At 63.9% G+C, this 22,314-nt stretch carries 30 protein-coding genes, 1 pseudogene and 1 riboswitch; of the genes and pseudogenes, 9 read left to right on the top strand and 22 right to left on the bottom strand.

Annotated features, from left to right (window positions below; genetic code table 11):
- Positions 1–26: 26 nt before the first annotated feature.
- On the top strand, positions 27–293 hold the full coding sequence (locus ABIB95_RS12590; RefSeq protein ID WP_028152312.1) for a DUF2277 domain-containing protein: 267 nt from the start codon (positions 27–29) through the stop codon (positions 291–293).
- Positions 294–388: 95 nt separating this feature from the next.
- Positions 389–628, top strand: coding sequence for a hypothetical protein (locus ABIB95_RS12595; RefSeq protein WP_354239679.1), 240 nt, complete (start codon positions 389–391; stop codon positions 626–628).
- Here ABIB95_RS12595 and ABIB95_RS12600 read toward each other — a convergent pair.
- The 3 genes from ABIB95_RS12600 to ABIB95_RS12610 all read right to left on the bottom strand — a co-directional run bounded on the left by ABIB95_RS12600 (position 625) and on the right by ABIB95_RS12610 (position 2,451).
- Positions 625–1,122: a collagen-like protein gene (locus tag ABIB95_RS12600; protein ID WP_354239681.1), complete on the bottom strand. Its 498-nt coding sequence runs from the start codon at positions 1,120–1,122 to the stop codon at positions 625–627. The genes ABIB95_RS12595 and ABIB95_RS12600 overlap by 4 nt on opposite strands.
- A gap of 108 nt (positions 1,123–1,230) precedes the next feature.
- Entirely contained in the window at positions 1,231–1,479 is a 249-nt protein-coding gene (locus tag ABIB95_RS12605) for a helix-turn-helix domain-containing protein (RefSeq protein WP_071910270.1), read from the bottom strand.
- A 204-nt stretch (positions 1,480–1,683) separates the two neighbouring features.
- Positions 1,684–2,451 (bottom strand): SDR family NAD(P)-dependent oxidoreductase, encoded by a 768-nt coding sequence (locus ABIB95_RS12610; protein WP_354239683.1) that lies wholly within the window; start codon positions 2,449–2,451, stop codon positions 1,684–1,686.
- Between the two features lie 111 nt (positions 2,452–2,562).
- Here ABIB95_RS12610 and ABIB95_RS12615 point away from each other — a divergent pair, with 111 nt between their 5' ends.
- Positions 2,563–3,048: a molecular chaperone DnaJ gene (locus ABIB95_RS12615; RefSeq protein WP_028156308.1), complete on the top strand. Its 486-nt coding sequence runs from the start codon at positions 2,563–2,565 to the stop codon at positions 3,046–3,048.
- Positions 3,049–3,153: 105 nt separating this feature from the next.
- Here the strand turns inward: ABIB95_RS12615 and ABIB95_RS12620 are convergent, their stop codons facing one another.
- From ABIB95_RS12620 to ABIB95_RS12630, 3 genes are all read right to left on the bottom strand, one after another.
- Positions 3,154–3,405 (bottom strand): hypothetical protein, encoded by a 252-nt coding sequence (locus ABIB95_RS12620; RefSeq protein ID WP_085405155.1) that lies wholly within the window; start codon positions 3,403–3,405, stop codon positions 3,154–3,156.
- 240 nt (positions 3,406–3,645) lie between these two features.
- The gene (locus ABIB95_RS12625; RefSeq protein ID WP_354239685.1) at positions 3,646–3,906 is read right to left on the bottom strand and encodes a hypothetical protein; all 261 of its coding nucleotides are present in this window, start codon (positions 3,904–3,906) and stop codon (positions 3,646–3,648) included.
- A gap of 183 nt (positions 3,907–4,089) precedes the next feature.
- Complete coding sequence (locus ABIB95_RS12630; protein WP_354239687.1) at positions 4,090–4,473, bottom strand: RidA family protein; 384 nt, start codon at positions 4,471–4,473, stop codon at positions 4,090–4,092.
- 499 nt (positions 4,474–4,972) lie between these two features.
- Here ABIB95_RS12630 and ABIB95_RS12635 point away from each other — a divergent pair, with 499 nt between their 5' ends.
- Positions 4,973–5,407, top strand: coding sequence for a hypothetical protein (locus ABIB95_RS12635; protein WP_354176428.1), 435 nt, complete (start codon positions 4,973–4,975; stop codon positions 5,405–5,407).
- A gap of 109 nt (positions 5,408–5,516) precedes the next feature.
- On the opposite strand, the gene ABIB95_RS12640 is transcribed toward ABIB95_RS12635, so the two are convergent.
- The 3 genes from ABIB95_RS12640 to ABIB95_RS12650 form a co-directional block, all read right to left on the bottom strand.
- Complete coding sequence (locus ABIB95_RS12640) at positions 5,517–6,209, bottom strand: glutathione S-transferase family protein (protein ID WP_354239689.1); 693 nt, start codon at positions 6,207–6,209, stop codon at positions 5,517–5,519.
- Between the two features lie 11 nt (positions 6,210–6,220).
- A complete protein-coding gene (locus ABIB95_RS12645; RefSeq protein ID WP_354239691.1) occupies positions 6,221–6,613 on the bottom strand; it encodes a hypothetical protein in 393 nt (130 codons plus the stop codon).
- Between the two features lie 191 nt (positions 6,614–6,804).
- Positions 6,805–7,455 carry a glutathione S-transferase family protein gene (locus ABIB95_RS12650; RefSeq protein WP_354239693.1) on the bottom strand — a complete coding sequence of 217 codons (651 nt, stop codon included), beginning with the start codon at positions 7,453–7,455 and terminating at the stop codon, positions 6,805–6,807.
- 166 nt (positions 7,456–7,621) lie between these two features.
- On the opposite strand from ABIB95_RS12650, the gene ABIB95_RS12655 reads away from it, so the two are divergent.
- The gene (locus tag ABIB95_RS12655) at positions 7,622–8,059 is read left to right on the top strand and encodes a VOC family protein (RefSeq protein ID WP_354239695.1); all 438 of its coding nucleotides are present in this window, start codon (positions 7,622–7,624) and stop codon (positions 8,057–8,059) included.
- Positions 8,060–8,249: 190 nt separating this feature from the next.
- Complete coding sequence (locus ABIB95_RS12660; protein ID WP_354239697.1) at positions 8,250–8,978, top strand: SDR family oxidoreductase; 729 nt, start codon at positions 8,250–8,252, stop codon at positions 8,976–8,978.
- Positions 8,979–9,082: 104 nt separating this feature from the next.
- Here the strand turns inward: ABIB95_RS12660 and ABIB95_RS12665 are convergent, their stop codons facing one another.
- From ABIB95_RS12665 to ABIB95_RS12705, 9 genes are all read right to left on the bottom strand, one after another.
- Positions 9,083–9,610, bottom strand: coding sequence for a mismatch-specific DNA-glycosylase (locus ABIB95_RS12665; RefSeq protein ID WP_354239699.1), 528 nt, complete (start codon positions 9,608–9,610; stop codon positions 9,083–9,085).
- Positions 9,611–9,648: 38 nt separating this feature from the next.
- Complete coding sequence (locus tag ABIB95_RS12670) at positions 9,649–10,107, bottom strand: hypothetical protein (RefSeq protein ID WP_354239701.1); 459 nt, start codon at positions 10,105–10,107, stop codon at positions 9,649–9,651.
- Positions 10,086–10,973, bottom strand: coding sequence for a ParA family protein (locus tag ABIB95_RS12675; protein ID WP_354239703.1), 888 nt, complete (start codon positions 10,971–10,973; stop codon positions 10,086–10,088). The genes ABIB95_RS12670 and ABIB95_RS12675 overlap by 22 nt, the downstream gene beginning before the upstream one ends.
- A 143-nt stretch (positions 10,974–11,116) precedes the next feature.
- Complete coding sequence (thiC, locus tag ABIB95_RS12680) at positions 11,117–13,015, bottom strand: phosphomethylpyrimidine synthase ThiC (protein ID WP_354239705.1); 1,899 nt, start codon at positions 13,013–13,015, stop codon at positions 11,117–11,119.
- A 24-nt stretch (positions 13,016–13,039) separates the two neighbouring features.
- On the bottom strand, positions 13,040–13,648 hold the full coding sequence (locus ABIB95_RS12685; protein WP_354239707.1) for a thiamine phosphate synthase: 609 nt from the start codon (positions 13,646–13,648) through the stop codon (positions 13,040–13,042).
- Positions 13,635–14,417: a thiazole synthase gene (locus tag ABIB95_RS12690; protein ID WP_071910300.1), complete on the bottom strand. Its 783-nt coding sequence runs from the start codon at positions 14,415–14,417 to the stop codon at positions 13,635–13,637. Before ABIB95_RS12690 ends, ABIB95_RS12685 begins: the two co-directional genes overlap by 14 nt.
- A 172-nt stretch (positions 14,418–14,589) precedes the next feature.
- The gene (gene thiS, locus ABIB95_RS12695) at positions 14,590–14,787 is read right to left on the bottom strand and encodes a sulfur carrier protein ThiS (protein ID WP_354239710.1); all 198 of its coding nucleotides are present in this window, start codon (positions 14,785–14,787) and stop codon (positions 14,590–14,592) included.
- On the bottom strand, positions 14,778–15,788 hold the full coding sequence (locus ABIB95_RS12700; RefSeq protein WP_354239712.1) for an FAD-dependent oxidoreductase: 1,011 nt from the start codon (positions 15,786–15,788) through the stop codon (positions 14,778–14,780). Before ABIB95_RS12700 ends, thiS begins: the two co-directional genes overlap by 10 nt.
- A riboswitch (TPP riboswitch) is annotated at positions 15,776–15,904 on the bottom strand. (Overlaps the previous gene by 13 nt.)
- Positions 15,905–16,060: 156 nt before the next feature.
- Positions 16,061–16,597: a transglycosylase SLT domain-containing protein gene (locus ABIB95_RS12705; RefSeq protein ID WP_354239714.1), complete on the bottom strand. Its 537-nt coding sequence runs from the start codon at positions 16,595–16,597 to the stop codon at positions 16,061–16,063.
- A gap of 224 nt (positions 16,598–16,821) precedes the next feature.
- Between ABIB95_RS12705 and ABIB95_RS12710 the strand changes: the two genes are divergently transcribed.
- A complete protein-coding gene (locus tag ABIB95_RS12710; protein WP_028153771.1) occupies positions 16,822–17,022 on the top strand; it encodes a hypothetical protein in 201 nt (66 codons plus the stop codon).
- Positions 17,023–17,030: 8 nt separating this feature from the next.
- On the opposite strand, the gene ABIB95_RS12715 is transcribed toward ABIB95_RS12710, so the two are convergent.
- Complete coding sequence (locus ABIB95_RS12715) at positions 17,031–18,359, bottom strand: ATP-binding protein (protein WP_354239716.1); 1,329 nt, start codon at positions 18,357–18,359, stop codon at positions 17,031–17,033.
- A 13-nt stretch (positions 18,360–18,372) separates the two neighbouring features.
- Positions 18,373–19,137, bottom strand: coding sequence for a response regulator (locus ABIB95_RS12720; RefSeq protein WP_039153088.1), 765 nt, complete (start codon positions 19,135–19,137; stop codon positions 18,373–18,375).
- A 180-nt stretch (positions 19,138–19,317) separates the two neighbouring features.
- Here ABIB95_RS12720 and ABIB95_RS12725 point away from each other — a divergent pair, with 180 nt between their 5' ends.
- Together ABIB95_RS12725 and ABIB95_RS12730 are read left to right on the top strand one after the other, a co-directional pair.
- Positions 19,318–19,893: a hypothetical protein gene (locus tag ABIB95_RS12725; protein WP_208088342.1), complete on the top strand. Its 576-nt coding sequence runs from the start codon at positions 19,318–19,320 to the stop codon at positions 19,891–19,893.
- A gap of 237 nt (positions 19,894–20,130) precedes the next feature.
- Entirely contained in the window at positions 20,131–20,664 is a 534-nt protein-coding gene (locus ABIB95_RS12730) for a PRC-barrel domain-containing protein (protein ID WP_354239719.1), read from the top strand.
- 108 nt (positions 20,665–20,772) lie between these two features.
- Here the strand turns inward: ABIB95_RS12730 and ABIB95_RS12735 are convergent, their stop codons facing one another.
- Positions 20,773–21,984 carry an ABC transporter substrate-binding protein gene (locus ABIB95_RS12735; RefSeq protein ID WP_166343804.1) on the bottom strand — a complete coding sequence of 404 codons (1,212 nt, stop codon included), beginning with the start codon at positions 21,982–21,984 and terminating at the stop codon, positions 20,773–20,775.
- A 195-nt stretch (positions 21,985–22,179) separates the two neighbouring features.
- A pseudogene (locus ABIB95_RS12740) lies at positions 22,180–22,314 on the bottom strand (IS110 family transposase); the annotation flags it as partial.

Here is a 22,314-nt window from a genome sequence, read left to right on the forward strand (position 1 = left end):
GGGAACACCGCTACGGGAGAGCCTGCATGTGCCGCAACATCAAGACGCTGTTCAACTTCGAGCCGCCCGCGACGGAGGACGAGATCCACGCCAGCGCGCTCCAGTTCGTGCGCAAGCTTTCCGGTTTCAACAAGCCGTCGCAGGCCAATGAAGAGGCGTTCGAGCTTGCGGTCGCGGAAGTGTCGGCGGCTGCGCGAAAGCTCCTGACTTCGCTGCACACCCATGCGCCGGCGCGGGACCGTGAGATCGAGGCGGAGAAGGCCAAGGAGCGTTCGCGGCTGCGGTTCGGTTAGGCGGTCCTGCGTCCATTCCGTGATCTGGCTCACGGTGAGAGCGGCCTCAAATTGCGATGACGTCCGCCGGGGTTTTGACAGCCCGGAGCACGACCATGAGCCGCCCCCTTATTCCTCTCAGAGCAGGTGCCGTCACCTTCACTGTGCTGTGGACCGCATGGATGATGTGGTGGAGCGGCTCCTACAGCAGCGTCAACCTCGTCATCCTGACGCTGCTCGGCACGCTGGTCGGCTATCTCTGGTACCGCGCCATGCGCTGGCAGTTCGAGCGCATGGGCATGCTGCCGCGCAAGGATGAGTCCTCCGAGGCGTCGAAGCAACTTCCGCCCGGCTAGTCCTTGTGGCCGTGCTTCTTCTTTTTCTTCTTCTTCCGGTGATCGTCGCCTTCGCCTTCGCCGTCGTCGGCCTCGTCATCGACGATCGCCTCTTCAACCTCATGCACGGCGGCTTCCAGCGCCTCGCGTTCGGCAGCTTCACGCTCGCGCTGGCGGCGGCGCTCGTCCCAGGCGTCGAAGAGTTGATCGAGCCACGGCAGCACCTGCTCGATCGACGGCAGCTGGCCGGGCGGTCCGGGCTCGCCGCGTGGGCCTTGCGGCCCCTGCGGCCCGGCCGCGCCCCGAGCACCGGCTTCGCCGGGCTTGCCCGGCAGGCCGGCCTTGCCTTGCGCTCCGGCCTTTCCGGCCGCCCCGGGCTTGCCTTGCGGTCCCGGCTTGCCACGCTGGCCATCCGGCCCGCGCCGGCCGGGATGCCCTTGCGGCCCTGGCCGTCCCGGTTCGCCCTGCCGTCCGCGCGGACCTTGCGGTCCCTGCCGTTTCTGTTCGTCTGCCACGCCGCTGCTCCCTTGACCGGAAGCAAGCTACTTAGCGGCGTTTGACGACAGCAGCAATTCCGCCGGCGCCTTGCGCCGGGCTTGATCAACACCAATCGTGCCCGCGTGCTAGTCGTGATACGCGGGCACGTCGATGCCGGACGCTGCATAGATCCTGATCTTGTTGCGCAACGTGCGCACCGACAGGCCGAGCACGCGCGATGCGCGCGTGCGGTTGCCGTCGCAGCGTGCGAGCGTCTGGAGCACGAGCTCGCGCTCGACCTCGTCGACGGTCGCGCCGATCAGCAGCGGAACGATTTGGTTAGGGGCAAGAAATTGCGCGCCCGGATCGGACGCAGCGACATGAACAGTGGTCATCAACACACCTCCCGATCAACGCCCGCTTCCATCTTTGGAAGCGATCGAGAACCAACGGCCCCCTAGCCGTAGATCTACGGTGGGCGGGTTTGGTTAACGAGTGGTTAATCGCGGACGATCGCACCAATTGACCTTGGGATTGCCGCGAAGGTGCCGCGATTGGCACGGGATGCATAGCGATGCGGGCCGATTTTGCGCGCCCGCTCACACCGTCCGGTACCCGCCGTCCACCATCACGATCGTCCCCGTGACATAGGCCGACAGATCCGACGCCAGGAAGATCGCGGGGCCCACGATGTCCTCGGGCTTGCCGGTGCGCGCCAGCGGGGTGTGATCGACGAAGGCCTGCACCAGCGCCGGATTCGTCGCGCGCACGTTGGCGTTGATGTTGGTCTCGATGAAGCCCGGTCCGATCGCGTTGACGCGCACGCCTTCCTTGCCGAGCTCGGCCGCGAGCGCCTTGGTGAAGCCGAGCACGCCGTGTTTCGAGGTCGTATACGCCACCGAGCTCGGCGTGCGCAGATGCACGAAGGACTGGATCGAGCCGATGTTGACGATGCGGCCCTTGGCGGCCCGCAGCGGCGCGAGGAACGCCTGCGTCACGTTGAAGACGCCGTTGAGGTTGAGCGAGATGATGTCGTTCCAGTCCTTCGCCACCGTCTCCGTGTCCGCGGTGAAGGCGTTGCGGCGGGTGATGCCGGCATTGTTGACGAGGATCGAGACCTGCCCGACCTTGTCGGCGACCTGCCTGGCGAGCGCAAAGCATTCGTCACGCTTCGTCACATCGAGCGCAAAGCTCTCGGCCTTGCCGCCGGCCTTGCGGATCTCCTGCGCGGCCTCCGCGACCGTGTCGGCGTTGACGTCGAGCAGCACCACTTGCGCGCCCTCGCGGGCGTAGCCGGCCGCGATCGCCCGGCCGATGCCGGATCCGGCGCCCGTGACGACGGCGATGTGGTTTGCGAGCAATGCCATGACAATTTCCTCCCGGATTCGTTTCGAAGTTTCATGAAAGGCTAACTCGAAATTAAGGGGTCGGAAACGGCCGCCTTGGCATACTGATCTTCATTGCTAAACGTTGCGCGCATGATGGGACGGCTTGAATCCTGGAAACTCGCTCTCGAACGCCTGCGGTCGGCGCAGCCGGCCGACTGGGCCGAGGCGGGCCGGCTCGTCGCCGAGATCGTGCGCATGAGCACGGATGCCACGCTGCGCCAGGCGGCCGAGCAGGCGCTTCCGGTGCTGCGCCAGGCCGCGGACAATGACGATCACAGCGTCACGCTGGCAGCCCAGCGCCGCGTCGGCGTGATCCTCGAGGTCGTCCATGATCTCACAGCGCCGCGCTTCGGGCGCCGCAACGCCATGCCGAAGCAGCTCTCGAGCGAAGATCGTGCCCGCAGGATGCTCGGCCTGCCGCTCGCCGTGCAGCTCACCTGCGACGACATCAACCAGGCCTACCGCCGCGCCGCCAAGGGCAAGCATCCCGACCAGGGCGGCAGCGCGCAAGCCTTCATCGACCTCGCCGCCGCGCGCGACATCCTGATCCATCCCGGCGCGCACAAGGACGCGTGAGCGCGCGCTGTCGCCGCGCCTCGCCGATCCGCCATGTGCTGACAAAAAAGAGCGAGCAAGAACGCGTCGCGCCCTTGCCCGCTCGTCGATCCGCCGATCGAAATCCTACCAGGTGCAGTGACCGCTCTTCAACGCGTGATCCTTCAGCACGAGTGCGTCGACGAAGGTCGGCACCGTCGTGCTGACGCGGGCGTAGTCGGAGGGCCACGGCGCGGTCGGGATGCTCTCGTCCCAGATCTGGCAGAAGCCGGTGTCCTGCCAGCGGATCAGGTGATAGCTGGCTTCGGCAGGGCTCGCGGCGACGAAGGCAGTGACGGCAAGACCCGCAGCAGCGCACAGCACGGAAATACGACGCATGATCAGCTCCTCAAATGAAAGATGTGATGCACCTCCCGACAATGACGGGGAGGCATGGTGTGGGGCGCTTTTGGGGATGCGCCCCGGACAAGTTGTGAGTAGCTCCGCCGGCTGATCAGGTTCAAAGCGTGCGCGCATGAAATGCGCCATTTGAGCCGGAAAAAACCAGCGCGCGCCTGCAAAGGAAAAGGGCGGGTCGCTCGCGCGGCCCGCCCTCAAAATCAAATTCGTCGGTGACGCTCAGAGCGTGCAGCGGCGCTCCGAGCGCAGCTTGATCTGGATATCCGAAGCCGCGGTGAAGGTCGGGACCGGCTTGCTGACGATCTTGTAGGTCGACGCGCCCCACTGGAACGGCTTGTATTTCAGGTCCTCGTTCCAGACCTGGCAGATGCCGGTGTTGTCCCAGCGGATCACGTAATAGCCTGCTGCTGCCGACGCCGGCACGGCAAACACGGAGGAGGCGATGCCGGCAACGGCACAGAGGGCGAGAACGCGACGCATGAAAAATCTCCTTGTGGGGAAGTGGGACCCGAAAATTCGTGCGGTAAAAGCAAGCCCTTGGCAAGCCGAGGGCCAGCTGTTTCACGGATATGTCAGAGGGAGCCGTGCACTTGGTTCGGCCGAGTGCCCGGCAAGACACATGCGCCAAGACACATACGCCAAGACACATGCGCTAAGCGTGGCTCACTTCGCCAGCGATGCAATTGCCTCGATCTCGATCAGCATTTTCGGGTCGGGCAGGGCCTGCACCACGCAGGTGGTGCGCGCCGGGTAGGGCGGCGGGCCGAACGCGCCGGCATAGAGTGCATTCATCGCCGCGATGTCGGAAGCGCGCGTGAGCAGCACGTTGACCTTGACGAGATCGCGGACCGTCGCGCCGGCTTCGTCCAGCACGCGCTTGATGTTGACGGCGACGTTGGCGAACTGCGCCTCGAAACCGTCCGGCAGCGCGCCATTGCCGTCGAAGCCGGGAATGCCTGAGACGAACAGGAGATCGCCGACGCGCGTGGCAAAGGACAGCGGCGGCGCCTTGACGTGCGGCGGGGGTGCGAAATGCTGGATCGACATGGGATCACCTCGGATGGAACGGTCGCGTCGCGCGCACGAGCGTAGCGACATGCGGGGGAGTTGCAATCGGCATTGGGGAAGGCGGGTAAAACAAAAACGCGAAAACAACCCCATGCACCGTAGAAATCGTGAGTGTTTCAAATTCGGTATAGCCGAACAATTCGCTCCGTCGGGCAAAACAGGGGCAGGATGGCATCATGGCGGTGGTGCTTGTTTGCGCGGACTCTTCCTTCGCCTCGCCCCGCTTGCGGGGAGAGGCCGACGCGCGCAGCGCACTTGCGCGCCTGAGCGCGGCGGGTGAGGGGGACTCTCCGCGAGTCCAACTCCTACCGCTTATGCCGAAGCAGCCCCTCACCCCAACCCTCTCCCCGTAAGAACGGGGCGAGGGAGCGCACCGCGCAGGCCTCACGCTCCATCATGTTGCCGCCGCGATCCATCGGATACATTCGCTGCATCTGATTCGAATCCTCCCTTGAAAAATAGCCACCGGAGACGCCCCATGAAGCTCGCTACCACCTTCCGCGCCGCGCTGGTCGCCATTGCCGCTCTGGCCGGCATTTCGACCTCGGCGATGGCCGACGGCGGCACCGTGGTGCTGACGATCTACAAGGCGGGCTGGATCATCGGCGGTTCGGGCGGCTCGGGCGTGCTGAACTTCCGCGGCCGCTCCTATGGGCTCTCGACCGGCGGGCTCGACTACGGCCTCGTGTTCGGCGGCTCCAAGACAGTGCTGCGTGGCCGGGTCTCCAACATCAACCGCCCCTCCGACGTCGCCGGCGTCTATGGCGCGGCCGGTGCCGGCCTTGCCATCGGCCGTGGCGCTCGCGCCATCGTGCTGACCAACCAGAAGGGCGCGGTGCTGGAGCTGTCGGGCTACCAGACCGGCCTGATGGCGAATGCGGATCTGAGCGGGCTCGCGATCACGATGCGGTAGGGCGCGGTGTGTAGGCGTAGGGTGGGCAAAGCGAAGCGTGCCCACCATTCGTGCTGCAAATGCGGATGCATGGTGGGCACGGCGCGCAATGAGCGCGCCTTTGCCCACCCTACGAACTCACCGCCGCATGAATCCTCTCGCAATGCGCGACGAGATTGGCGTGCGCATCGACAAAAGCCTTCAGCGGCGTCGGGATCGGAAAATAATAGATGTTGGCGATGAAGCCGTAGATGCCGGCATCACAGCTGGTCGGCGCCGCGCCGTGGACGAAGCCCGCGGCGGGAACGATCTCCGCCAGCACTTCCAGATCGGCCAGGCCCCGCGCGTAAGCCTGCTCGGGCGTGTAGCGGCCGATGCCCTGGAAATAGTAGCGCTGCGAATTGTACGCCTTCGCCTTCTCCAGTCCCTCGGCATCGAGTTGCGGATGTTGCGCGATGAAGGCGTCGCGGAATGCCGGATAGAAGCGATCGTCCTTCCATCGCGAATACGACATCACCCAGTAGAGATCGTCCAGCATGCGGGTGACGAGATGATTGGTCCGCCGTGCCTCCTGCGACAGCGCGGCATCGATGCTCAGGCGATATTTGGCGATCGCATGCGCAATGATGGTCTCGCTGTCGCCGATGGTCTCGCCGTCGTCGACGACGTAAGGCAGCTGCCCGCGCGGCGCGGCAGAGGCATCGAAGAGATGCTCGTGCACGAACGGCACGCCTGCGAGCTTCAGGAATGCGTAGACCTTGAGGCCGTAGCCGTTGTTGTCGGCGACGCCGAACAGTTCCGGATAAGAATATAGCGTCAGCATGGTTGCTCCCTTCAGCGCGATGGCACCTTGGCGTGTTGCTCCGTCGTGGCCGCTTGCGCGACCTTGCTGGCGCGGATCATCAGGAATGCGCCGGAAGAGCCAGGCAGCCGCCAGCGCCCGTCGATCTCGGTCGCCTCGGCGTTCACCGTGCCTTCGTAATGGACCGTGTCGTAGCCGTGGCCGGGCGGCTCGTAGCGCTTGACGAACGAGACCGCGTTGCCGGAGCGCTGACCCGCGATCGAGGCGTTATGGGTTCGCAGCGGGCAACGCGGGTTCGAGCAGGGCTCTGTCACGCTTCCGCTGAGCGCGCCGCCGGTTTCGACCAGAGTTGCGGTGAAGGTAACCATTCCGGTGCCCGGTTGAATGTAGCTGCCATCCCAGACGCCGGAGAGATCGTCGCTCATGGCGGTGCCTTTCTGGGGATGCGGGCCGGTTGATATCAGGCTCTTCCACCTCAAGTCGTATCGCCGGAGTGACGGGCTGGCAACAGTCCTGCGCATTGTGCGCGGCGTCATTCGATCGGAGGACGCCCGGCGTCACCCGTTCGATGTATGAATTCGGCGTGATGTATCGGCTTCAGTGAGAGGCGCGGCCTCTATTTGCCGGTCGATGCGGCGGTGAACACCGCCAGTTGCGCATCGAACGCCCGCCTGAACGCAGGCCGCGCTTCGCCGCGGGCGACGTAGGCTGAGAGGTCGGGATATTCCTCCAGCAGGCGAGATGCATTCAGCCGGCGCAGCACCGTCACCATCATGAGATCGCCAGCGCTGAACGCGCCGTCGAGCCACTCGGCCTCGCCGAGGCGATGGGACAATTCGCCAAGCCTGATCCGGACGCGATCCTTCAGGACCGGCAGGCGCTCTTCGTACCAGCTCTTGTCGCGCTCGAACAGCATCGTCATCCCGAACTCGACGATCGGCGGCTCCAGCGTGTTGAGCGCGGCAAACATCCATGCGATCGCGCGGCTCCTCGCATCCGCATCCTTTGGCAACAATCCATCATGGCGTTCGGCGATATGGAGCACGATCGCGCCCGACTCGAACAGAGCGAGATCGCCGTCCTCATAGGTCGGAATCTGCCCGAAAGGATGCAGCGCAAGATGGGCGGGGTCTTTCATCGCCGCGAACGACACGAGGCGGACGTCGTAGGGCAGGCCCACTTCCTCCAGCGCCCAGCGAACCCGCATGTCGCGGGCCTGTCCCTTGCCGCGGTCGGGTGAGTTTTCGAAGGCTGTGATGGTGGGCATCTGGCGGCTCCGGGGTGATCGGCGTTGCATTCAAAGGACGAATGGTCGGCTCGGGTTCCGACAGGGGCGCCTTAAAAAGACCAGCGCCCGTGTCGGAACATGGTCCCGCCACTCGTCCTCGGAGCGATGGTCACGCGTCCGGTCCAAGACGAAAGGATACAATTTCATGACGTCAATCACGCCGTTTCTCTGGTTCGACAACAACGTTCCGGAAGCCGTCGCCTTCTACAAGGCGGTGTTCCCCAACGCAAAAGTCGAGACCGTCAGCGACTTCATGGCGGTGTTCGAACTCGAAGGCCAGCGCTTCCACGCGCTCAACGGCGGGCCGCAATACCGCTTCACCGAGGCGGTCTCGTTCTTCATCAGCGTGGAGACGCAAGCCGAGGTCGACTACTTCTGGAGCCGCCTCACTGCCGACGGCGGCGAGGAATCCCGCTGCGGCTGGCTCAAGGACAAATTTGGACTGTCCTGGCAGGTGATCCCGTCGGCGCTCGGCCGCTACCTCGGCGATCCCGACCGCACCAGAGCGAACCGCGTCATGCAGGCGATGATGGAGATGCGGAAGATCGTGATCGCGGATCTGGACAGGGCGTATGCGGGGTGAGGGACGGACGGTGCCGTAGGGTAGGCAAAGGCGTGCTCTTCGCGCGCCGTGCCCACCGTGCTGCCGGATTTGTGGAGAGATGGTGGGCACGGCGCAAGAGCGCCTTTGCCCACCCTACGAAGCCAACGATCCGCATCGCCAATTCGCCTTGCATTGCTATACTGCCGACCATCAGCAGGATGGTGACCCCATGGGAAACGAATTGGAAGGCAAGGTTGCTGCCGTGACCGGAGCCGCGTCGGGCATCGGGCTGGCGAGCACTGAAGCAATGCTGGCCGCGGGCGCGCGCGTGGTGATGGTCGACCGCGACGAGGTCGCGCTGAAGGCGCTCAGCAACAAGCATGGCGACGCCGTGATCCCGCTGGTCGTCGACCTCCTGGATCCGAGGGACTGTGCATCGTTGCTGCCGCGCGTGCTGGAGAAGGCAGGCCAGCTCGACATCCTGCATGCGAATGCGGGCACCTATGTCGGTGGCGATCTGGTCGATGCCGACAATATGGCCATCGACCGGATGCTGAACCTGAATGTCAACGTGGTGATGAAGAACGTGCACGACGTGCTGCCGCACATGATCGCGCGCCGGAGCGGCGACATCATCGTCACGAGTTCGCTGGCGGCGCATTTTCCGACGCCCTGGGAGCCGGTCTATGCGTCGTCCAAATGGGCGATCAACTGCTTCGTCCAGACGGTGCGGCGCCAGGTCTTCAAGCACGGCATTCGCGTGGGCTCGATCTCGCCCGGCCCGGTCGTTACCTCACTGCTCGCGGACTGGCCGCCCGAGAAGCTGAAGGAAGCCAGGGAAACGGGCAGTCTGCTGGAGGCCAGCGAGGTGGCTGAAGTCGTGATGTTCATGCTGACCCGGCCGCGCGGCATGACCATTCGCGACGTGGTCATGCTGCCGACCAATTTCGATCTTTAGGGCGCATGCTCTCGTCGTGCCGTAGGGTGGGTTAGCGCAGCGTAACCCACCACTTCTGTCTCCGCGGGGACAGACCTCGGTGGATTACGCTGCGCTAATCCACCCTACGATCTGATCCACGCCGCGAGTTCTCGCCACGGCTCCAGCGTCCAATACCCGGACGCGGCGCCGGACGGCGAGGGAAGCACGAACACGTCGGGAAGCTTCTCGTCGCGTTGCTGCCGCCCAAGCGCAATCCCGCTCGACGGCCTCCCGTAAAACAAGCTCGCGGCTTTCTTGCTCGTGAACGCAATCGTCCGCGGCCGGTACTTCTCGATCTTGGCCCTGAAGCCGGGCACGTCGATCGTTTCAGTCGCGATCTGGTGATCCATCCCGGCGCCCGACTTGGAGAGATCGGTGAAGCCGATCCCGAGCTCGAGCAGCATGGCGAATTCGCCCGGCTGATAGCGCCGCGGCGTGATGCCGGCCTCATGGATCGCGCGCCAGAACCGGTTGCCGGGATGGGCGTAGTAGTGCCCGACGGCGGCCGAGCGCGTGCTGGCGGCGGTGCCGACGAAGACGAGGCGGAGATTGGGACGGAGTTGGTCGGGGAGGCGGACATTAGGCGCTTCAGGCAAATCACGAGTCCGCATGAAGTTTACCTCACTAGTGTGCTACGCAAACTAGTTGTTCATTCGCGGCGACTGTGACGTGACAAAAGCAGGCTTTCACGAACTTTGCCAAGAATCGCTTCGAGCATCGCGCGAACGGAAGGCTTGTTGCTAGGGAAGGTAACGCCAACCTCCTTGGCTATCGCGAGAAGGTCGGCGGAAGGGCGGCGCGAAAGATAAGTCTCAGCCTCAGACGTTGCACCAGATGAGGCGAGTCTCACAACATTGTCGAACTCTGCCAATGCTTGTTCAGTCGAAAGAGTGCTCTTCCGCTGCGCGGACTGAGCGGTCCTCTGTTCCTTAATCTTCGCAGCGGCCGCCGGAAACGCAGCCTTTACTCGATTTTCCATGCGTGAGAGCTGGAAGCTAATTGTCTTAAGCGTTCTCTTGAGCTCTTCGCATTCCTCTAGCAATTTTTGGACTTCTTCATCAGGTGTTCGAAACGGTGTTTCATTTGTCACTTCATTACCCCCAAGCATGCGCTCCAGAGCTTTTGAAAGTCGCCAACCAACTCCGTTGGCACTCCGCCGCCTGTGATAGCGCGCTTAATGCCGACTCTCTCGCGGACCCATGCATCATCAAAGAAGGCTGCTCGGATGCCGTGATCCTTGGTCGCGCGGTCGCAAATCTGCTGAATTTGCCTCATGTAGAACGCCGTTTCTTTTGTTGGAGAATTAGCCCACGTCTTGGTCTTGTTCATAAAGACAGCGATCTGAGGAGTCGGGTGTGGTTCTATCCGCATCTTAAGCGAATTCAATAGCAAGCTAACGCCACGTGATGCAAAGAAGTCGGGATTGACGGGAATTAGAACTAGGTCGCAGCACGATAGCACACTGTATGAAAGCAATGTGAAAGAGGGTGGGCAATCAAACAGAACGTATTCATAATCTGCAACCTTGCTCGAATGATGGATCTTGCCGAGCAACCTGCGCATGAAGTCCTTCATTTGATCTCGATCGAATACTTCGAGTTCGAGCCAATATAGGTCCTCCACTGAAGGGACGAAGTGAAGCTTCTTTGCGATTTGATAGATGAAGTCATATGCTATTGGAAAATCGAAATGCGCTCCCGGTTTGGTATATTGGTCGATCGCATCGAAGATTGTTCGTCGGTCGGCAACGCTCTTGTCATACCAGCCGCCGAACGCGGCGTGTAGAGAGCCGCTGTCTTCGTTGAGCCCCACAGCCTGCGTAAGAGACATTTGCGCATCAAGGTCGAACATGAGTACGCTTGAATTTGAATAGGTGGCTAGGGTGTCGGCGAGGCACCAAGTGACTGTGGTTTTGCCAACGCCGCCTTTGAAGTTGATGGTCGCAATTGTCTTTGGGCTCTTATTGCCTGTCATGCGTTGTCTCCAAATGATTTTTTGAATATTGGAAGTTTAAGTTTCGCTGAAACTAGAACGGCCCGCAACTAAAAGTTGCGGACCGTTCTGCCCGAAATTCCCGCTAATCTTTGAGATGGCCGCCGATATCCGGCGGGTGCCCCTCACAACACCCGATTGCTCTCCTTCACCTTCTCCGCGTCCAGATACACGCTTGAGCCCATCTCCTTGAACTTCGCGCTCATCTGCTTCATGCCGTCCTCGGCGGTGCCGCTCAGCGACATGCCGATCGAGTTCGGATCGTTCAGCGTCGCCGCGTAATCGCGCACGTCCTGCGTGATCTTCATCGAGCAGAACTTTGGTCCGCACATTGAGCAGAAATGCGCGACCTTGTGGGCTTCCTTCGGCAGGGTCTCGTCGTGGAAGTTCTTTGCGGTGTCGGGGTCGAGGCCGAGGTTGAACTGGTCGCTCCAGCGGAAGTCGAAACGGGCGCGGGAGAGCGCGTCGTCGCGGAGCTGGGCGGCCGGGTGGCCCTTGGCGAGATCGCTCGCATGCGCAGCGATCTTGTAGGTGATGACGCCCACCTTGACGTCGTTACGATCGGGCAGGCCGAGATGCTCCTTCGGCGTGACGTAGCAGAGCATGGCGCAGCCGAACCAGCCGATCATGGCGGCGCCGATGCCTGAGGTGATGTGGTCGTAGCCCGGCGCGATGTCGGTGGTCAGCGGTCCAAGCGTGTAGAACGGCGCCTCGCCGCACTCCTTGAGCTGCTTGTCCATGTTGATCTTGATCTTGTGCATCGGCACGTGGCCGGGGCCCTCGATCATGACCTGGCAGCCCTTGTCCCACGCGATCTTGGTCAGCTCGCCGAGCGTTTCGAGTTCGGCAAACTGTGCGCGGTCGTTGGCGTCGGCGATCGAGCCGGGACGCAGGCCGTCGCCGAGCGAGAACGAGACGTCATACTTGCGCATGAGGTCGCAGATCTCGTCGAAATGCGTATAGAGGAAGCTCTCCTTGTGATGCGCCAGGCACCACTTCGCCATGATCGAGCCGCCGCGCGAGACGATGCCGGTGACGCGGTTGGCGGTGAGGTGGATGTAGGACAGGCGCACGCCGGCATGGATGGTGAAATAGTCGACGCCCTGCTCGCACTGCTCGATCAGCGTGTCCTTGTAGAGCTCCCAGGTCAGTTTGACGGGATCGCCTTCGCACTTCTCCAGCGCCTGGTAAATCGGCACGGTGCCGATCGGGATCGGCGCGTTGCGCAGAATCCATTCCCGGGTGGTGTGGATGTTGCGGCCCGTCGAAAGGTCCATCACGGTGTCGGCGCCCCAGCGGATCGCCCACACCATCTTGTCGACTTCCTCTTCCACCGACGACGTCACGGCGGAGTTGCCAATATTGGCGTTGATCTTGGTGAGGAAGTTGCGGCCGATGATCATCGGCTCCAACTCAGCGTGGTTGATGTTGCAGGGGATGATGGCGCGGCCGCGCGCGATCTCGCTGCGGACGAACTCCGGCGTGATGAAGGCGGGCACCGCGGCACCAAAGCTTTCGCCATCGGCTAGCGCTGCCTCCGCGCGTTCGAGCTGTTTTTTGCGGCCGAGATTTTCGCGCTCAGCGACGTAGATCATCTCCTTCGTGATGATGCCGGCGCGGGCGAATTCGAGCTGGGTGATCTTGTGGCCGTCGAGGCCGCGTAGCGGCTTGTGGTGCGCGGTGAAGGCCTTTGCGGCATGCGAGGCGCCGACGTTGCCATTGTCCTCCGGCTTGATATCGCGGCCCTGATACTCCTCGACGCCGCCGCGTTCCCTGACCCAGGCGAGGCGGTTGCGGGCGAGACCGGCGTTGACGTCGATCGTCACGGACGGGTCGGTGTAGGGCCCCGAGGTGTCGTAGACCGGCAGGTTCGGCTCGCCGGCGCCTTCGGAGAGGATGATCTCGCGCAACGGCACGCGCATGTCGGGCGCAGCGTCCGGAGACGCGAAGATTTTTCGTGACGAGGGCAGCGGGCCGGTGGTGACGGCGGGGACGGTCTTTTCGGGGTTGGAGCGGATGTTCATGGGATCCTCCGTTGTATCTCTCGTTCAGGCGGCTTTGGCGGAATCGCCAAGCCATTGTTTGACTCGCGCGTCCGGGTCGGCGTTTTGGGTGACGTCGCTGACGACGGCGATGGAATCGGCGCCGGCCGCAAAAATCTCCGCGGCGTGCTCGAATTTGATGCCGCCGATCGCGACCAGCGGGATGGTGCCGATGCGCTTCTTCCATTCCGTGATCTTCGGAATGCCCTGCGGCTCGAAGCGCATCGACTTCAGCGTGGTGAAGAAGATCGGACCCAGCGCGACGTAGTCGGGTTCTGCGGCAAGCGCGGTCTCTAGCTCCGCATCGTCATGGGTGGAGATTCCGAGCGACAGGCCGGCCTCGCGGATGGCCTTGAGGTCCGCATCGGCAAGGTCCTCCTGGCCGAGATGCAGATACTTTGCGCCGGCGACGACGGCCGCGCGCCAATAGTCGTTCACGACCAGCTTGGCCTGCGTGTCCTTCGTGATCGCCAGCGCATCGGTGACGATCTGGAGCGCGTCGGCGTCGTTGAGGTCTTTCGCGCGCAGCTGGATGGTGCCGGCGCCGAGCTTGGTCAGGCGTTCAACCCATTTGAGGCTGTCGACGACGGGATAGAAGCGATCAGGATACGGCATGCCAGAATGGTGTCCCAACGACAGGGGTGGAGGGGGAGGCGAAGTCGCGGGCGTTCATCAGCCCGGCTTCGTAGGCGGTGCGGCCGGCATCACAGCCGAGACGGAAGGCGTTGGCCATGGCGACGGGATCGGCGGCCTTTGCGATGGCCGTGTTGAGCAGCACGGCGTCGTAGCCGAGCTCGAGCGCCTCGGCCGCATGTGACGGCGCGCCGATGCCGGCGTCGACCACCAGTGTGATGTCAGGCAGCCGCTCGCGCAGCAGTTTCAGCGCGTCGCGGTTGGTGATGCCTTTGGCACTGCCGATCGGCGCGGCCCAGGGCATGACGACCTTGCAGCCGGCATCGACCAGGCGGTTTGCGACCGAGAGATCCTCGGTGCAATAGGGGAACACCTCAAAGCCGTCCTTGATCAGGATGGTGGCGGCCTCGACCAGGCCGACGACGTCGGGCTGCAGCGTGTCGTTGTCGGCGATCACCTCCAGCTTGATCCAGGACGTGCCGAACAGCTCGCGCGCGAGTTTTGCGGTGGTGACGGCCTCGCGCACGCTGCGACAGCCGGCGGTGTTCGGCAGCACGCTGACGTCGAGCTCACGGATCAGATTCCAGAACGCGTCGCCGGTCTTGCCGCCGGCGGCCTCGCGGCGCAGCGACACCGTGACAATGTTCGAGCCGGAGGCACGGATCGCCGCCTGCATGATCGCAGGCGAGGGATACAGCGCGCTGCCGATCAGGAGGCGGGAGGGGAAGGTTTTGCCGTAGAAGGTCACCATGTCCGAGGTGTCTCCTCAAGTTCAACTGTCTTCCCCGCGAAGGCGGGGACCCATACCGCGTGATTTCTCTTGGGGCACGTGGGGAGAGACCGGCCGCCATAACCGCTCCCTGTGGTTATGGGTCCCCGCCTTCGCGGGGACGACAAGTGGAGAGAGCGTGCCATCATCTCCCTCACCCTCCCTGCCGCGGCGTGATGATCTCGATCTCGTCGCCGGCCTTGAGGTGGGTTTCGGCCCAGCGGCTCTTCGGCACGACGTCGTAATTGAGCGCGATCGCGAAATGGGTGCCCTCGTAGTCGAGCTCGGTGAGCAGCGCGTCCACGCTGGCCGAGTTCACCTCGCGTTGCTCGCCGTTGACGATCACGCGCATTGCATCACCTCATTGTCGATCTGGCCGCGCTGGACGTATTGCAGCGTCAGCTCGGCGAGCGCCGGCGCGATCAGGAAGCCGTGGCGGTAGAGGCCGTTGACGGCGATCCTCTCGCCACGAATGCCGATGCGCGGCAGATTGTCGGGGAAAGCCGGGCGCAAGCCCGAGCCGAATTCGACGATGCGCGCTTCGCCGAAGGCCGGATGCACGGCATAGGCCGCGCCCAGCAGCTCCAGCGCCGAGCGCACGCTGACGCCGGTGTCCTCGGCCTCGATCGAGGTCGCGCCCAGCATGAACAGGTTGTCCTCGCGCGGGATCACGTAGAGCGGCCAGCGCGGATGGATCAGCCGCACCGGGCGCGCCAGCCGCACCTCGCCGGTCTCGATCAAGATCATCTCGCCCTTGACGCCGCGCAACTCCGGCTGCTCGTCGCGCGCGCCAAGGCCGCGGCAGTCGATCACGATACCGTCGAGGTCTTTGGCGGAGACGTCGCTATCAAACTTGATGGTGCCGCCGGCGGCGCGGATGCGCTCGTGCAGCTTCGGCAGCACGCGGCGCGGCTCGACGTGGCCCTCGGTCGCGAAGAACAGCGCGTCGCGGAAGCGGCCCTCCAGCGACGGTTCGAGCTCGGCAAGGCTGGCCGCATCGAGCCGGCGGTGGCCTTCGGTCATCCGCGCAAAACGCTCGAAATCGTTGCGCTCGCGCGGATGGGCGACGACGAGCGAGCCGTTGAAGGGGGTGTCCGGCAGCTCGCGCCGCCAGATGTCCAGCGAGCGCTGGCCGAGCCTGGAGATGATGGGTTCGGCGACCTCCGCCTCGCACCAGGGCGCGAGCATCCCGCCGGCCCAATGGCTGGTGGAATCGGTCATCGCGGCGTCACCGCGCTCGTGTAGCGTCACGGCATGGCCGGCCTGCGCGAACAAAAGCGCCTGCCAGGCACCTGCAATGCCTGCGCCGATGATGGATACCGGGGAATCCGGTCGCTTGGTGGTCTGCAACATCCCTGTCCCTTCGCCGGCATGACCCGGATCAGGTTCAAAGGGTCACCGCGGTCCTGGGCCTTCTGACCCATTTAGCGGTATCTCAGCTCCTCCTCGGAGCACCCCTCGGAACGGCTCTAATGTATGCCAGCGGGACGGGGTGGTCAACGCGCTAGCCACAGGGCTGACATTCCGGCGCGGTCCGCCGGACCGAACCCCGGGTGCGCAATTGCGCACCGGGGAAGCTCGAGATTCCGGGCTCGATGCTTCGTATCGCCCCGGAATGACGCTGGCTAGTGGTTGGGAACCTGCGCCCGCGCATTGCTGACGCGCTGGGCCAGCTTCTTATGCGGCGCCGTCCCGAGCATCGGCTGTGGATTGCCGTTCGGCTCGAGCCAGGTGTCGCCAATATTGGCAACCTGCACGGCCTCCTGACGCTGCCGCTTTGCAACGTAGTAATAGCCGCCCGCGAAATAACGCACGGCTCGGGCGTGGTCGCCGTTGGCGGCGCGATAGGCGCCGGCGAGGTATTTGACGGCGTAGGTGAGGTTGGTGTTGGGATCGCGCAGGCCGGCGGCGTCGCCGGTGTAGCCGACCCCGCGAGCGGTCGCGAGCTTGATCTGCATCAGGCCGATGGTGCCGCCGCGGCCGATAAGGCCGGGCTGATAGCGGCTCTCGCGCATGATGACGCGATGCACCAGCGCTTCCGGCACGCCGTTGGCGCGGGCATGGGCCGCGACCATCTCGGCATACTCGGCTTCACCCGCGAATGCGGCCTGGGGCAACATCAGCCCGGCCGCAGCGAGCACGGCAATACGCAAAATTTTCATTGAATTATTCCTCGGCAGAACGAACCTGCACCCGTGCGCGTTAGGCCGTGGGAACACGGCGATGATGTGGCGAAACGCCGCCAGCGGCGATTTTCGCGGGGCCGTCGTTTTTACGACTCAAACCCAGGTTAGGATTGCACTTGGCGATGTGCGTTACGCGACAGCAGGTCTGTCTATTCGTGCATTCGCCCAAAAATCGCTATTCAAAATTCGGGAGAACGTCCATGACCCGAGCAGACATCGGCGACATCCCCAAGCAGAACCCCTGTGCGCAATGTGGGGCACCGATCCCGTCTCCGGACTGGATCGAGCCGGGCGAAGGCCGCGTTTCCTATCTCTGGAAATGCCACGCCTGCGGCTACCGCTTCGAGGCGGTGGCGATCTTCGATGAGCACCCGATCGAGCATCCGCCGCTCGCCGCCTGAGGCGTGCCCTACGCCGCCCGCCGCGGCTGCTGCCACACCGGCAACTGCATCCGTACGATCAGCCCGTGCGGCGCGCGGTCGTGCAACGACAATTCGCCGCCATGAGCGATCGCGATCGCGCGCGCGATCGACAGGCCGAGCCCGAAGCCGGTGTGCTCGTCCATGGTGCGCGCGTCGTCGCCGCGCGCGAACGGCTCCAGCATCTCCTGCTTGCGCGCATCCGAGATGCCGGGGCCGTCGTCCTCGACGTCGATGACGAGCCTGGTGCCGGATACGTCGAGGCGGATCGTCACTTCGGCGCCGAAGCGCACCGCGTTCTCGACGAGGTTAGTGACGCCCCGATGCAGTTCGTCGGGCCGCGCGGCGGCCGTCGCCGAAGCGGGGCCGTCATAGTGCACGACATGACCCATGTCGCCGAACTGGTCGGCGATGACCTGGAGCGTGCTCGCGATGTCGACCAGCGTCACCGCCTCGATCTTGCGGTCGTTGCGCAGCAGCGACAACACGGATTCCAGCATCGAGCGCATCTGGTCGAGATCGATCAGCATGCGCCTGCGGTTGCCCTCGTCCTCGATGAACTCGGCGCGCAGGCGCAGCCGGGTGATCGGCGTTCGCAGGTCGTGGCTGATCGCCGCCAGCATCCGGGTGCGATCCGACATCAGCCGCGCGATCCGCTCATGCATGCGGTTGAGCGCGCGCGCGACCGAGCGGATCTCCTCCGGGCCGCGCTCGGGCAGCGGGTCGGCCGCCCCGTCCAGGCTGAAATTCTCGGCGGCCCTGGCAAACGAGGACAGCGGCGCGGCCAGCGCGTAGGCCGCCCACAGGCCGAGCATCGTGACGCTGATCAGCGCGAACAGCAGCGTTATCATCCAGGGGCCGCCCCAGAACCGCGGCGGATGCGGGCCCTGCTCGACGCGGCCTGCGATCATGCTGCCGTCGGGAAGCTCGACCGCGACTCGGTGCACGCCGAAATTCGGGGCCAGCGCGATCACCTTGTACTGATGGCCGAGATGCCGGCGCACGTTGCGCAGATGCGGGCCCTCCCTGTCGTCGGCGACGGAGAAGGTCCCCGGCGCGAGGAGCTCGATGCCGGCCTTCGGAAACGCACGCACGATATTGGCGAGGATGCGCGGCCGCTCGCTCGCATCCGTGCCGTTGAGCAGCAGCGCCGCGTCCGCGAGCTGATGGGCGGCGTCGGGCGGCGGCTCGGCCCGGTCCGGCCGGCTGATCAGGAAGCTGGCGGTGAGGATCAGATGCAGCGCGACGATCGACGCCACCACCAGCGCGGCGATCTGTCCGCCGATGCTCTTGAGGTGGAAGAAGCGGAACGGCGTCATGACGACCGCTCCACTAACTGCTCAGGGTCGCCGCGACCGCTTCATTGCCAGCTGCTTCAGTCCCGGCCGCTTCGGTTCTGGGCGTGAACAGATAGCCGCCGGAGCGCACCGTCTTGATGATGGTGGGATCGGCCGGATTGGGCTCGATCTTGCGGCGGATGCGGCTGACCAGCACGTCGATCGAGCGCTCGAACGAGCCGGTGTTGCGCCCTTGAGTGAGGTCGAGCAGGCTGTCGCGCGACAGCACGCGGCCGGGCCGCTCGCAGAACGTCCGCAGCAGATCGAACTCGGCGCTGGTCACCGCGACGCGCGCGCCTTCCGGATTGCGCAATTCGCGCAGGCGCAGATCGATGCGCCAGCCCTCGAAGACGAGCGTGGAGGCGCCCTCGATCGAGCTTGCCGCCTGGGCTGCCGCCTGGCGGCGCAGCACCGCGTTGATGCGCGCGAGCAGCTCGCGCGGGTTGAAGGGTTTTGGCAGATAGTCGTCAGCGCCCATCTCGAGGCCGACGATGCGATCGACGTCCTCGCCGCGCGCGGTCAGCATGATGATCGGCGTCTGCGCCTCCGAGCGTACCTTGCGGCATAGGCTCAAGCCGTCCTCGCCGGGCAGCATGACGTCGAGGATGATGAGGTCGACCCTGTGATCGGCCAAGGCACGCGACATCTCCCGGCCATCGCTCACGGTGGTGACGTTGCAGGCGTTGTTGCGCAGGTACTTTGCAATCAACGTCCGGGTTTCGCGGTCGTCCTCGACGACCAGGATGTTGGGATTGGCCATGCGCTTTGTTTGTCCAAGATTCGGGCCAAAAGGCGAAGATTTTTGTTTCGGATTGTTTCTGCCTGTCCGGGCGCAACGCCGCGCAATACCCGGGCAGGGAAGCGGCAAGGTCTCGTTAAGGCCGCTAACCATACCGTGGCGGTGTCGCTTACGAAACCCCGCAAAAGCCACGGAGCCATTATGACCTCGATTTCGGCGGCCTCCGCCGGTAACTACCAGTCGCCCCTGCAGCGGCTTCAGCAGCAATTGCAATCGGACGTTTCCGACGGCACGATCTCGTCGTCGGACCAGTCGGCGCTCTCGACCGCGCTGACCGACATCGACACCGCCTTGCAGTCGAGCCGATCCAGCGATCAGTCGAGTGGCACGCGTCCTTCCAAGGACGAGATGAAGTCGAAGATCGACGATCTCATCGCCAACGAAGTGTCGAACGGGACGCTGACCTCGGATCAGGCGGACGAACTGAAGAACGTGTTTCAGTCCGCGTTCGCCAAGGGGCCCGGCGGCGCCGGCGGTCCTGGTGGTCCCGGCGGTCCCGGTGGTGCGGGCGGACCGCCGCCGGATGACAGCTCGTCGGATTCGTCCTCGACGGACTCGACCAGCAGCACGTCGACCAACACGACCACGGCGGACATTCTCCAGCAATTCCTCCAGGCGCTCCAGCAGTCGCAATCGTCGAGCGCGTCCTACGGCGCCAACGGCAGCTCATTCGGCGGTTCGGATTTCTCCGCACTTTTGATCGACTTCAAGAGCTGACCTGAGCGACGCAGGTCGGCGCGTTCCTCGCCGCGATCGTGCTTCACCCAGGACGCATGATCGTCGGCGGGGAACTGTGCATCAGGAACGTTCCTGATCGAACGTTCCTGAGTGACGCAGGAACTTTCAGCGCAGCGCAGCGCCATCATCGCGTGACGAAATTGCCGCAGAAAAGGAACTGCGGATGATCGCCGCTGTTCTCTCCGCATAAGCTTTCTGCTGAAGGAGAGGACAACAATGTTGATGAAATCGATCGCCGTCGGCCTTGCCGGCACCGCACTGCTTGCGACCGTTGCGTTCGCGCAAAACCCGACCGCCACCACCGACAAGGCAGCGCCCGCGGCCACAACCACCACGACGACGACGACGACGACCGCGTCGGGCGAGTGGCGTGCGTCGAAGATGTCGGGCCTGAAGATCTACAACGACGCCAACGAGAACATTGGCTCGATCAACGACCTGCTGATGGACAAGAGCGGCAACATCAAGATTGCCGTGATCGGCGTCGGCGGCTTCCTCGGCATGGGCGAGCATCTGGTCGCCGTCCCCTACGAGAAGCTGAAGTTCGTCAACGAGGCCGTGGCCTACACCGGCACCGGCGCGAAGCCTGCGGCGACCACGACCACCGGCGTTGCGACCGGCACCGAGAAGACCACGACGACGACGGCTACGACCGCCTCGTCCACGTCGAAATGGTATCCGGACCACGCCGTGTTCAATGCCAGCAAGGACGAGCTGAAGAACATGCCCGAGTTCAAGTACTCGGAGTAATGTTGCTCACGTGACGGCCGAAACGAAGCGCGCCCGATTTTCACCGGGCGCGCTGTCGTGTCTTTCGTCTTTCACCTCTCCCCGCAAGCGGGGAGAGGGAGAAGACGTTCAGTGCGTCACCAGCGGGCAGCCACCCTTGTCGAGCGGACGGAAGGCTTCGTCGCCGGGGACGGTGGCGATCAGCTTGTAGAGGTCCCACTCGCCCTTGGACTCCTCCGGCTTCTTCACCTCGAACAGATACATGTCGTGCACCATGCGGCCGTCGATGCGGATCTTGCCGTTCCTGGCGAAGAAGTCGTTGACCGGCGTTTTGCGCATCTGCTCCATCACCTTCGGCGCCTCGTCCGTCTTGATGGCCTCGATCGCCTTCAGATAATGCATGGTCGCCGAGTAGAGACCGGCCTGGATCATGGTCGGCATATGACCGACCTTCTCGTTGAACCGCTTCGAGAAGGCGCGCGTCTCCTCGTTCATGTCCCAGTAGAACGCGTCGGTGACGATCAGGCCTTGCGTCGCCTTGATGCCGAGCGAATGGGTGTCGGTGATCTCCTGGAGCAGCGCGATCATCTTCTGGCCACCCTGAACGAGACCGAATTCGGCCGCCTGCTTCAGCGCGTTGGTGGTATCGCCGCCGGCATTCGCCAGCGCGACCACCTTGGCCTTGGAGGCCTGGGCCTGGAGCAGGAAGGACGAGAAGTCCGAGGAGTTGAGCGGATGGCGGACCTCGCCGAGCACCTTGCCGCCGCTCTCCTTGACCACGTTGGCAGCGTCGCGCTGCAGCGCCATGCCGAAGGCGTAGTCGGCGGTGACGAAGAACCACGTGTCCTCGCCGCGCTTCACCATCGCCTTGCCGGCGACGTTTGACAGCGCATAGGTGTCGTAGGTCCAGTGCACGGTGTTGGGCGAGCAGGCGACGCCGGTGATGTCCGATGACCCGCCGCCGGAGTTGATGTTGATCTTGTTCTTCTCGCGCGTGAGCGCCGAGATCGGCAGCGCCACCGAGGATGTCGGCACGTCGAAGATCGCGTCGACCTTGTCGTTGTCGTACCAGTTGCGGGCGATGTTGACGCCGACGTCGGGCTTGTTCTGGTGATCGGCGGCGACCACCTGTACCGGCTTGCCGGCAACCTTGGCGCCGTAATCGGCAACCGCCATCTCGACGGCGGCGAGCGAGCCCTTGCCGGTCGCGTCCGCATAGAGGCTCGACATGTCCGTGAGCACGCCGATCTTGACGACATCGTCGGAGATCTGCGCCTGCGCGGCGCCTGACGTGGCGGCGAGAGCAAATCCGGCCGCGACGGCGGCGATGAGTTTTTGCATGTGTTTCTCCCTGTGTTGTTGTTTGGGTTTTGTTGCGGGGACTGTTCTAGCGACAATCGGTCGCGGCGGTAAAGCCCGAGATGCGCGAGGAGGGTTGAGAATAAGTAGGGGGCTGCGGTGTTCTTACCCTCTCCCCTTGTGGGAGAGGGTGGCTCGCCGCGTAGCGGCGAGACGGGTGAGCGACTGTGTTCGCTGTCAAGCGGGTTGCCATGGTGTTTTCGTCCTGATCATGACGTTGAGGATGGTCAGCAGCTTGCGGGCGACGGCGATCAGGGCAACGAGCTTCGGCTTTCCATTGGCCACGAGGCGCTCAAAGAAGGCCTTGAGGAC

Origin of the sequence: Bradyrhizobium sp. LA2.1 (assembly GCF_040547725.1) — a bacterium.
GTDB classification, from domain to species: Bacteria; Pseudomonadota; Alphaproteobacteria; order Rhizobiales; family Xanthobacteraceae; genus Bradyrhizobium; species Bradyrhizobium barranii.